This window comes from Rhizobium sp. BG4 (assembly GCF_016864575.1).
Lineage (GTDB): Bacteria > Pseudomonadota > Alphaproteobacteria > Rhizobiales > Rhizobiaceae > Rhizobium.
Genome location: NZ_CP044127.1, coordinates 780,099 through 790,983 on the forward strand (window position 1 = coordinate 780,099; position 10,885 = coordinate 790,983).

The 10,885-nt window shown below is 60.5% G+C and carries 9 protein-coding genes and 1 pseudogene; 6 read left to right on the forward strand and 4 right to left on the reverse strand.

Translation table 11 applies throughout. The features are described 5' to 3' along the window. The first annotated feature begins 742 nt into the window (after positions 1–742). Together F2982_RS31430 and F2982_RS31435 are read left to right on the forward strand one after the other, a co-directional pair. The gene (locus tag F2982_RS31430; RefSeq protein ID WP_203431389.1) at positions 743–3,535 is read left to right on the forward strand and encodes a PAS domain-containing protein; all 2,793 of its coding nucleotides are present in this window, start codon (positions 743–745) and stop codon (positions 3,533–3,535) included. Continuing rightward, positions 3,528–3,896, forward strand: a complete 369-nt coding sequence (locus tag F2982_RS31435; protein ID WP_203431390.1) for a response regulator — start codon at positions 3,528–3,530, stop codon at positions 3,894–3,896. Before F2982_RS31430 ends, F2982_RS31435 begins: the two co-directional genes overlap by 8 nt. Positions 3,897–4,376: 480 nt before the next feature. On the opposite strand, the gene F2982_RS31440 is transcribed toward F2982_RS31435, so the two are convergent. From F2982_RS31440 to F2982_RS31450, 3 genes are all read right to left on the reverse strand, one after another. Further along, positions 4,377–4,643, reverse strand: a complete 267-nt coding sequence (locus F2982_RS31440) for a hypothetical protein (protein ID WP_203431391.1) — start codon at positions 4,641–4,643, stop codon at positions 4,377–4,379. Positions 4,644–5,217: 574 nt separating this feature from the next. Then, positions 5,218–5,520, reverse strand: coding sequence for a putative quinol monooxygenase (locus F2982_RS31445; protein WP_203431392.1), 303 nt, complete (start codon positions 5,518–5,520; stop codon positions 5,218–5,220). Between the two features lie 68 nt (positions 5,521–5,588). Further along, a complete protein-coding gene (locus F2982_RS31450; protein WP_203431598.1) occupies positions 5,589–6,602 on the reverse strand; it encodes an NADP-dependent oxidoreductase in 1,014 nt (337 codons plus the stop codon). Positions 6,603–6,691: 89 nt separating this feature from the next. Here F2982_RS31450 and F2982_RS31455 point away from each other — a divergent pair, with 89 nt between their 5' ends. Beyond that, positions 6,692–7,594 (forward strand): LysR family transcriptional regulator, encoded by a 903-nt coding sequence (locus tag F2982_RS31455; protein ID WP_203431393.1) that lies wholly within the window; start codon positions 6,692–6,694, stop codon positions 7,592–7,594. A gap of 470 nt (positions 7,595–8,064) precedes the next feature. Here the strand turns inward: F2982_RS31455 and F2982_RS31460 are convergent, their stop codons facing one another. After that, entirely contained in the window at positions 8,065–8,361 is a 297-nt protein-coding gene (locus F2982_RS31460; protein WP_203431394.1) for a hypothetical protein, read from the reverse strand. Positions 8,362–9,161: 800 nt separating this feature from the next. Here F2982_RS31460 and F2982_RS31465 point away from each other — a divergent pair. The 3 genes and pseudogenes from F2982_RS31465 to F2982_RS31470 all read left to right on the forward strand — a co-directional run. After that, the gene (locus F2982_RS31465) at positions 9,162–9,479 is read left to right on the forward strand and encodes a hypothetical protein (protein WP_348652539.1); all 318 of its coding nucleotides are present in this window, start codon (positions 9,162–9,164) and stop codon (positions 9,477–9,479) included. Positions 9,480–9,518: 39 nt separating this feature from the next. After that, positions 9,519–9,812, forward strand: a complete 294-nt coding sequence (locus tag F2982_RS32270) for a hypothetical protein (RefSeq protein ID WP_348652540.1) — start codon at positions 9,519–9,521, stop codon at positions 9,810–9,812. A gap of 140 nt (positions 9,813–9,952) precedes the next feature. Then, a pseudogene (locus F2982_RS31470) lies at positions 9,953–10,885 on the forward strand (DUF932 domain-containing protein); the annotation flags it as partial.

Below are 10,885 nucleotides of genomic sequence, written 5' to 3' on the forward strand. Positions count from 1 at the left end.
GATGACCTCCTCCTAAATGAGGCCTGCGTCGCCATTACCCGCGTGCAAGTTAGCCAAGCCGGAACAGTGCTGCTGCCGGGAGGTCCTGAGAAAAGAGAAAAGCGGGCAGATGTCATGCTGATCGAGCAGCACGACAAGAGTTTATCATCGGTGCGGCGAGAAACGATAGCGAACGCATCGCAAGCGCGATGCCATCGATTTCTGTGGAACGATATAAGAACATCAGCAACAAGCTTGTGCTAAACAATACTTTTTCAAAATACGAGCGAACAGCCGGTGCACGAACCGTAAATATCCACAGAACACGCACCGTGCACTGCGTTTGAAAAGTAATATGATATCTCAGATTATCTTTCCGCGGGGGTGTCCTAGCATCACCTTCAATTCGTCGGCGAGTGTATCCGGATTATTCCCGAATTCGATCGACGACGATGGGGAAGACCTTGCCCGCGTCTTAAATAGAAGCGCTCCTGTAGAGGCAGCGCCTCTTGCGACCGAACTGGCGTCCAAGGTGGTGCCCGTTGCCCCCGGATACCGTGGCAAATTTTCAGGACTTTTTGAGGCGGCCTATTGCAATTGCCGCGAGGCAGCCGTGCCCTACCTGTTCAAGCTGAACAAATGCATGCGTTGGAATTCAATCCTCCACATGGCCTCTGCCACGACGTAGTCGGGCCGTCAGCAGCCCGCCGGCCTTTGACCTCGGGGCAGGACGGAGGTTCGCTAAGCAAGGAGGAGACGCGCGATGGGCGATCACTCGGACCGCAATGACCGCCAGCGGGCGCTTGCCGACTTCGGAGACTTTGTGCTCGATCACGACGATCTCGACGAGATACTGACCGAGGGATGCAGGCTCGTCGCCGCGGCGCTTGGAGCAGATCTCGCAAAAATCATGGAGATCGAGCGAGGAAGCAACACTGCGATCGTGCGTGCCGGCGTCGGGTGGCACGACGGCGTCATTGGGAGAGCACGGGTAGACCTTAACGATCGGTCCTCGGAGGCCTACGCCATCGAGAAATCTGAACCGGTGATCACCAACGACATCTCTGACGAAGGTCGCTTCGTGTTCACGAGATTTCTGCGTGATCACGGGGTCGTGGCGCTGGTCAACGTTCCGATTATCCTCCCCGGCCGCAAGCCTTTCGGCATCCTGCAGGTGGATGCCCGCCATCCCCGCAGCTTCGATAGAGCCGACATCGAGTTCCTGAAGACATATGCGATGGTGCTCGGACCGGTGATCGACCGTCTCCAGACCGTGGCAGAGCTCAGGGCCACCGACAAGCGTCTTCGCCTCGTTGTGGACAACGCACGTGCATACGTCCTCATTGTTAGCGACGCCGATGATAAGATTACCGACTGGCTGGGTGGCTCCGAGCAAATTCTTGGTTGGACAGCCGCAGAAGCCGTGGGGCAGGGTGCCGACATGATCTTCACGGAGGACGACCGGGCCAACGGGGTTCCCGAACGCGAACTCGCCAACGCACGCGAATGCGGGCACTCCGCCGACATCCGCTGGCATCTTCGCAAGGACGGCTCGAAAGTCTTTCTGGAGGGCCAGACCATCGCTCTTCGCGACGCGAGTGATACGCTTAAAGGCTACTACAAGATCGGTCAGGATCAGACAGAGCGAAAGCGCAATGAAGATCAACAGGCGTTCCTCCTGGAGCTGTCGGATTCGCTTCGGTCGCTTTCAACGGTCGAGGAAATCGCGCTTGAAGCGGCGCAGCGCCTCGGCGCCGTCTTGAACGCGCATCGCGTTATCTACGGTGCCATTAAGGATAGCGAAATGAACGTTTCGGCCGAATATACTGCCGGTGTCCGATCGCTCCTCGGCCGTCACCACCTGACTTCTTTGGGTGCGGAATTCCTTGGCCGATACAAGGCGGGTAACCTTGTGACGTCCAATGACGTCGCCGCGGAAGCCGGTATCAACGCTGCGGGCAAGGACAGCCTCCTGAACAGACAGGTCGCGGCGTTCGCCGATCTCGTCATTTTCGACGATGGTTCGATCGTGAACTTTCTCGGTGTGCAGAGCGCATCGCCGAGAACTTGGAGTAGTCTTGATCAATTCATCATCCGCGAGGTCGGCGAACGCCTCCGCGTCGCCATAGATCGGGCGAGGGCGGAAGGCGGGCGTCGGGAAAGCGAGGCTCGTCTGCGTCAGTTCGGTGAAGCGTCGTCGGACGTCATATGGATACGCGACGCTGATACCCTGCAATGGGAGTATCTAAGCCCGGCTTTCGAGACGGTGTACGGCATTGCCGTCGAGAAGGCGCTCACAGCCGACAACATCGACACCTGGCGTGAGATGATTGTTGAGAGCGACCGCGAACGCGTCATCGATCATCTCGATCGGGTTCGCGCAGGCGATGAACGAAGCGTCGACTTCAGAATCCGGAGGCCGGACGGCGAAATACGCTGGCTGCGCGACGCCAGCTTTCCGATCCGAAGTTCGGACGGGCGAGTGCAGAGGATCGGCGGTATCCGGCGTGACGTCACCCAATCCAAGCTTGCCGAAGTGCGGCTCGTCCAAAGCGAGGAGAGGCTCAGCAGCGCTGTCGAGGTCGGAAAGCTCGGCCTCTGGGACTGGGACGTCCAAACCGGTGCCATTCACTGGTCGGACGAGCACTTCCGCATGGAAGGATACGAGGTAGGTGAAATCACGCCCAGCTACGATGCGTGGGTGTCGCGCATACATCCGGATGACAGGTCTGCGGCGGAGGAAGCCATCCGAAGGTCGATGGAGGGCCGGGAGGAATTCGCCCATGAGTTTCGAACCGTTCATCCTGACGGTTCCGTCCACTGGCTGTCCGGACGCGGAAAGTTCTTCTACGACGACGCCCGCCGGCCGCTGCGCATGGTCGGCGCAATGGTCGAGACCACTGAGCGACGCGCCTGGGAGGAACGCCAGAAGGTGCTTGTCGCCGAACTGCAGCACCGGACGCGAAATCTCATCGCCGTCGTCCGCTCGGTGGCGGAGAATACAGCCCGATCCAGCATCGATCTGGCTGACTTCCGTGTCCGCTATCGCGACCGTCTTGACGCCTTGGCGCGCGTGCAAGGTCTTCTATCCCGGCTGAAGGACGACGTCGATCGCGTCACGTTCGATGATCTGATCCATATGGAACTTTCGGCAGTCGGCGCAAGTTCCGAGCGCACAACCGTAGAAGGGCCAGCTGGAGTAAGGCTTCGATCCTCGACGGTTCAGACGCTCGCCATGGCCATCCACGAGCTGGCCACCAATGCGGTCAAGTATGGTGCTCTCGGGCGGCCCAGCGGGAGATTGTCAGTCACGTGGTCGCTCGATCCCGACGAAGATCATGGAAGGCGGTGGCTCCACATCAATTGGGCGGAGAGCGGTGTAGACATGTCTGCGGCAGGCAGCGTGCCGCGGGGGACAGGTCAAGGCCGTGAATTGATCGAAAAGGCGCTGCCCTATCAACTTGGTGCGCGGACGGCCTACAGTCTCGGCGCCGGTGGTATCCGCTGCACCATATCAATTCCGGTGTCCAACCGCTTGGAGGATCCCCATGATTGATCTTGGCGTGCCAACCAGCCGGATACTCATCGTTGAGGACGAGTACATGCTTGCCACGGAAATGAGCAGCGAGCTTTCGGGCACAGGTGCGGTCGTCATTGGGCCTGTTCCGACCGTCGAGCAAGCAACCGCTCTGATCCAGGAGAGTGGCGCTATCGATGGAGCAATCCTGGACGTCAATCTTGGTGGCGAGCTGGTGTACCCCGTCGCGGATCTGCTCGCGCGGAGCGGAATTCCGTTCGTCTTTGTCACCGGATACGAGACGTCCGCGCTCCCGCAAGAGTATGCCGCCGTGCCGTGTATCATGAAGCCGGTAAACATGGCAGAAGCGATCCGTGCCTTGGGGCGGGCAGGAGCCTGATGATTGCAAAGGAGCAGGGTCTAAACCTGCCTTCCACCTTTGTATTCAAGCCACCGCTCCTGCGAGATCATCGCTATGTTCATGCCTGGAACCGTCGTTAGGGGTGCCTGAGGCGGTCCGGCGCCTGCGCCCTGACAGCCGTGGGCGATGATGAACCTCGCACGGACTCCGGACTTATTCGGTGCCGATTCGGCGAAATCGACCTTTTGCCGACAAACCATTTCGCGTCCGTGATGACCATTTGGGTTCCACAGTCGCGGTCCGTCTGTTCCTGACAAGATTGACGGAGCTGGCGTTTTACGGCGTCGGCACCGATGTTCTGCGCGCTCAATGGCCGCCATCATACGGATCTTACAATCAGACGTATGGCCACTTGACGCCAGGTTTCCCCTATCGTCAGCGGTCACAGCAGCGCCGGATTGACAAATGCGACGTCAGGATCACGCGCAAGCCACAGCCCACTGCCGCGGACGATCTGGTTCAGTGCGAGCCATGACCTCGCCCCGCACTGCCGTCGCCCCGTTGCTGCGCCAATACGTCTGACATGGCGTTTTGATGATCAAGCAGATAGCGCTCGACATCGCCCGCGCAGGCGTCCTTTATCTCGGCTATGCTGAAACCTTCGGCCACGCCCGCTTCGACCAGAGCTTTCGCCTGGTCCCAGAAGTCGGATTTTTCTGCGTGGTGGCCTGACAGATCGACAATCTCCTGAACGCGGTCGTCAAGCCAGTCTATGATATTCACCATGACCTCCTCCCGATGATCTGTCTCCAGGGAGATAGGCAGACGTCCTATCACGACAAGACGCTATTGCCTGCGTTCGTAGAGCTCTTCGACGCGCAGCGACAGGCGCCGGCGTATCCCATATAAATCGGTTCGCGGCTGCGACATCTCATCCCTGCCGCAGAGCATTACATCCGAATTCCATGGCGTTAGAAACGTCCGGACGCTTACTGGTATGTTCATGTGGGTATGTTTCTGCATGGAGGCAGCTATGGGCACCACCCGCTTGACGAGCCGTGAGTTTAACCACCATGTCAGTTGTGAGGCGCTCGCGGTTGCAGCCCGCAATACCCAAGATTTTGAAGAAGCCGGTGTTGTCCTCGTAGATCTATGGCGAGCGTACCATTCGATACCCATCGAAACTGAGTGCAACTTCAGGCGCCGGCCCCCACAATGCAGATGTCTCGCCAGATGATGCTTGTCGGAGACAATCGGAAAATTGCGGCGAGGCTTTACGTTCTATCGATGTAAAGCGGACGGCGGCGTGGCGTGCGTCTGCCTCTCGGTGAAGCAGACAGGACTTTGGACCGGAACGGCATCAGCAATCCATGACGTCGCGTGCGTTACACCCATCATATTTTTGCAGTTCGCCCCGCATCCTGCCGCTCCACCGGCCGATAAACGCAATGGTATCAGCTGCCAGCAGATGAGCGGTCAACGCATTCTGGTCGACCCACCGTTCCGATATTAGCAGTCGCCCAGTGCGCGAACCGACCACGGCAGCATCATAGCTGATGCATCCGGGACGCCCGCGAGTGGTGGATGCCAGTACATTCAGTTCCGCCATGAATTGCGCCAGGTCGGCTGGATCGACATGCACGTAACCCGTAATGATCAGCATGAGAACTTTCTCCATCAAGAAGACCCGACCGGCCGCCCGCGGCGGCCAGGTGTTTGGTCAAGCGATGATCACGTGGCAACCAGCACGATCTTGCCCTGGATGCTTCCTGCAGACGCACGGCGGTGGGCTGCCGGTGCCTCGGCCAGGGCATAGGTGCTGTCGATCACCACCCGAACGGAGCTATCAAGCAGACGGCCAGCGTCGGCCAGTTGCTTGCCGTTCGAGCGCACCTGCGTCGTCGAGACGGTGATCTTGCGCCGGTCAGCTTCCTCATGGCTGGAAAAGCCAAGCGGGTTGACGAGGAAGAGGGCGCCACCCGGCTTGATGCTGGAAAGGAAGCGTTCCATCTTCGCGCCGCCGACGGCATCAAGCACCAGATCCGCATTCGCCACTACCCTTTCGGCGGCCACCTTCGTGTAGTCGATGAAACCGTCCGCGCCGAGGTCTGTCAGCATCGCTTCATGTTTGCCGGAAGCAACGGCGATCACCTTTGCCCCTTGCCATTTCGCGAGCTGCACCGCGAGATGACCGACGCCGCCTCCGGCGCCGTTCACCAGCACTGTCTTGCCGGCGAGCGGCACCGGGGCATGGGGGAAGGACTGAAAAGGGTTCGGCGCATCATGACCAAGCTCGACCAGAAACTGCCAGGCTGTCAGCAGCGACATCGGCGCAGCAGCCGCCTGGATATGGTCGATCCCGGATGGTTTCAGCGCCAGGTCCGATGCCGGAACGCGAACATAGTCTGCGTAGGCGCTGCTTCCGGTCATCAAGTCGTGCGGGAACCGGACCATCGCGTAGACAGCGTCGCCCGCGTGGAACTGCGACACGTTTTCGCCGACAGCCGCGACCACGCCGGAAACGTCCGTGCCCAGGATCAGCGGAAAAGCCGGGCTGGGACGCCATTGCGGCGGCAGGGCGCGATAGCCGTCGCGCAGGTAGAGATCCGGCGGGTTGATGCTTGCGGCATGGACGCGAACGAGTACGTCGTCCGCTGAGATTGCCGGTCGGGGCGCATCCTCATGGAGAAGGACATCCGGTCCACCGAATTCGTGGATGCGCACGGCTTTCATCATTTTAGTCATCATCGCCTCACTGGTGCTTGTTTCCGCAGAAGAAAATACGAGCATCTTTGTGAGTTGATAATGGCGGCGCTATTCGCTTTAATCATGCCATGAGGGAACAAATCGGAATTGACAGGCTGACCGGATTAATCGCTTTCGCGCGCGCCGGATCGCTTGGAAGCTACACCGCCGCCGCCCGCTCCCTGTCGGTCTCACCCTCGGCGGTCAGCAAGAGCATCCAGCGGCTGGAAAAGCAGTTCGGCATTTCGCTGTTTATGCGCACCACCCGTTCTCTCACCCTGACGGCCGAAGGGCGCGACCTGCATGAGCGCGCGCTCAAGCTCTTGCACGACGCAGACGAGATCGAGCAGGCGGTAAGAGCAGCACGAACCGAGCCTACCGGGACCTTGCGGATCGCGGCCTCGTTGCCGATCGGCTTGCACATCATCGCACCGGCCCTGCCTGAATTTCGCAGGCTCCATCCAAAGGTGACCATCGATTTGCGTTTGAGCGATCATACGGTCGATCTCGTCGAAGGCGGCTTCGACCTGGCGGTCCGCATCGGCGATCTTCCAGATTCCAGCCTGCTTTCACGCCGGCTCCTGCCATACAGGCTGTGCTGCTATGCCTCGCCACACTACCTGGCGGGGCGCAGTCCACCGACCCGTCCCGACCAGTTGGAAGAACATGAAACTGTCAACCTTCGCTACCAGAACAGCGGCCAGTTGTTCCGTTGGCCATTTCTCGTCGGGGGCAGGGACGTGGAGATCCTGCCGCCCTCCGGCATTATCGTCGATGCGAGCGAAGCTGTGCTTGCGGCGATCGCGGCCGGTGCCGGCATCGGAATGGCAACCAGCTTCATGGCCGGCGCCTGGGTCAGCCGCGGGGCGCTTGTCCCTGTCCTGGCTGACCACGCGGTGGAACGGCACAATATCACAGCGCTGTGGCCAGAAAGCCGCCGGTCCAACCCGGCAGTGCGCGCCTTCCTCGACACTCTTGCGGAGCTGTCGTGACGCCAAAAAGTGGCGGCCTGCATCTGGTGCAAGCCGGCACAAGGCCGTCAAGGAGCATGCCGGACGCGGGCAGTCGGTCCCGCTTCTCCTGCGGACCGCTATGCTGAAGCTCCTACGGCTGCCCCGACGCGCCCGACCTGCGTCGCGAATTCCCGCTTTCCCGCGCCGGAGGCACGGCGCGATGCTGAAAGCTCCGATACGCTTCATGTTTGTCGCGGGCTCGCCGAGCGAGCCGGCCGCTATTCGAAACCCGGTCATTTACCCGCCCGAGCCGAGGTAAGACACCGCTCCGCTTTCGGACACAAGGGCGCATCTTGCTGATCCGAGTGGTAATGCGGGACCGGGGAATGACGCACCCTCATTGAACGCGACTGCACCGACGCCCCCTGCCACGGCCATCCGTGGCGCGTTCGAAGCAGGTGCTGGTTCAAGGAAGCTTGACCATAAAGCTTGAGCGGGCCGTCTTGCTCTCAGGCGCGCTCCTGGTTCAGGATTCGCAACGTCCGGATCTGGCTTGCCAGGGCGAGAAGCGCCTTCGCCACAGTCTCGTCCGACATCTCCTCGATATGCTGGGCGATGTCTTCGATGACCCGCCCGGTCGGCTCGTCCGACGGAGCAGGCTTGCCGGTCTTCAGCAATAAGCCGCGCAGCGCTCCTGACGTCGTCATGCCGCGTTCAAGAAGCCGTTTGCGCTCGGCAAGCGTCAGGGCCTGGACGGTATTTGCGGCGCGCACGAAATCCGAAATCATCTGCGTTGTCAGCGTCACCGCGGATGGTCCTCCATCAGCCACTCGTCTTTCATCATCAACCCTCGACATGCCGTGATGTGCTTCGGCCGCCATCATCACGAGCTCGTCCCGCTGGGTCAATAGCGGTAAGAGGCGGCGCGATGTGTCAGAAAGGGCGAGCGTCACGCTAAGGTGGGTATTCACACTATGGGTTCTGATAATGAGGGATCGCACATCCGAACTGGTCAAACGGACGTCGAGCGCATCGGCGTAAAAGCTTGAAAGCCTCTGAGCCCATGACGGAACTCCGCGATCGAGACCTTGCCGAAGGCTAGAAGACCGCGCCCCCAGCGCCGGTCGCTGACCCATCTTCACGGACGCTTGCGACAGAGGCACGTCGCGTGCAGGGACAGGTTGCCCACGATGCGTTTCCCGCAACCATCATCCGAACGCGTCCGACAGCATCCAGTCAGGGTCCTGGTCGAGGTCTTTCTTGCGGCAGATCGAAAACGTGTTCCGCAAAGTTCATCTTCGGGGCTGCGGCTTCTTTACCGAAGGAAACGGTCTTTGCGAACGCCCTGAACTCCAGCTCGACATCTGCCCTCTGCGGCGTTCCGCAACAGGCAGAGAAGCCAGGACTCAGCCTTTTCAACAACGGGCGAGCCACGCCTGAATGGAGCGCGAATTAGAGAACGGTGCCGCTCAATAACTGGGTCGGTCAGGTTGTGCGGTGAAAGGTGCTCGAAGCGGCGCGTGACAGAGGGAGAGGAGGGAAGGGGTTTTGTAGCGGGTTGGGAGGCTGGAGAGAGTTTCTGGCCGGCTCGCTACGGAGAAACGGCATGGGTAAGGCGATCGAGAAGTTCACCCTCAGTGCAGCCCGAAATATTCCCCTCGACAAGCTGGTGCTCAACCAGCAGACCGTCCGCAAGCTCAGGGCGAGCCTGTCGATCGAGGACTTGGCGCAAGACATCGCGATCGCGGATTGCTCACCAGCCTCAACGTCCGGCCTGAACTCGACGGCGATGGCAACGAGACCGGCATCTGCCGCATTCCCAACGGTGGGCGCGCTATCGCGCTCTCGAACGCTTGTGGCACAGAAGCGACTGACCAGAACCGCCAGCAGTCCCGGCATTGTCAGCAGAGACGACACCCAGTAGGTCGAGGACCCGCTTGCTGAAGGCCTCCAGCGCGTCCCCTTGCATCCGCTCGATCAGTTTCGCGCCTTCCTGGCCCTGCGCGCGCAGGGTCTAAGCGAGGAGGAGAGCGCCGACCATGACTACATTGGCGTGAACGAGGCGGGTCAGTTCGGGATCCCCGACCAGCCGGCCGACCTCCAAGACGAGCCGCAAGCATCAAGCGATGACCCCGGCGATACGGGACGTGAGTTTGAAAGCGAATCTCACGGCCGCCCAGTCGGTTCACCAGCATCACAAAAGCCTGACCCGATCGCGGTGCGGTCGGGTCTTCTCAGCGATGGTTTTCCAGCATGATCGCCAGCGCAAAATTCGCCGCGGCTTTTGCGATCCGGCTTGCCGCATCGCCGCCGGCACATGGCTAAGCTTTTTTCGAAAAAAACCCCTCGACCTCGCCCGGCCATCGCGCCGGGTTTTACGTTTATGGAGACAAATCGATGCACATCCTGCCTTCCAACATCCAAGCCTCTTCCGCCTTCAAGTCGATATCTCCCCGCGGCATGCGGATCGGCCGCGTTTCGTCGGAATGGTTCTCACGGCCCGACGACGAACGCTTCCTGTCGCTGAGCGATCTCTATGACACCGTTCGATCCCGCGCTGAGCACGCCCATGCCCGGAGGATCGAAAGGCTGCGATCCCGGGTCGAAGCAACCCGCACAATGCTGAGCGCTTGCGCTTCTTGTTCCCGGCCAGCGCCAGCCGATCGCGCCGACCCACTGGAGCTTCGGCCAGCTCTGCAGCCTGGTTGGCGCGCCCGCCACCTATATGCGCCAGCTTCCGGCGCCGCTTGCGGCGATCAATCTGCAGCATGGCCTGCTCAATCACCGCGCCGAGCTCGTCAAGACTTTGGAGATGGACGATGGCCGCCTGGAACTGCGAGCGGTGACCGGACCCGACTATGGCCGCATCTGGGACCATGAGCTGGTGTCGGCGGTAATGGAGATCGCCGGCAATGGGACCGGCGACACGACGATATGGAAAGTGCCGGGCGTCCTGGATTGGGCGACGATGACCCACAATCCCTTCGTCGATATCACCACCGATACGACGACGCTCTATGCCAGCGACCGTGACGTCTTCCTGTTTCTGGTGGACGACACCCATCCGATCGAAGCCGGGCGGTTGGCGAACGGCGAGCCGGATCTCTACTTCCGCGGCTTCTACGCCTGGAACTCCGAGGTTGGATCGAAGACGCTCGGCATTGCTTCATTTTACCTCCGCGCTGTCTGCGCCAACCGCAACCTCTGGGAACCGAGAATTTTGAAGAGATCACCATTCGCCATTCGAAGTTTGCCGCCCAGCGCTTTGCCCATGAGGCGGCACCTGCGTTGACGAGCTTCGCGAACTCCTCGCCGGCGCCCTTCATCGCC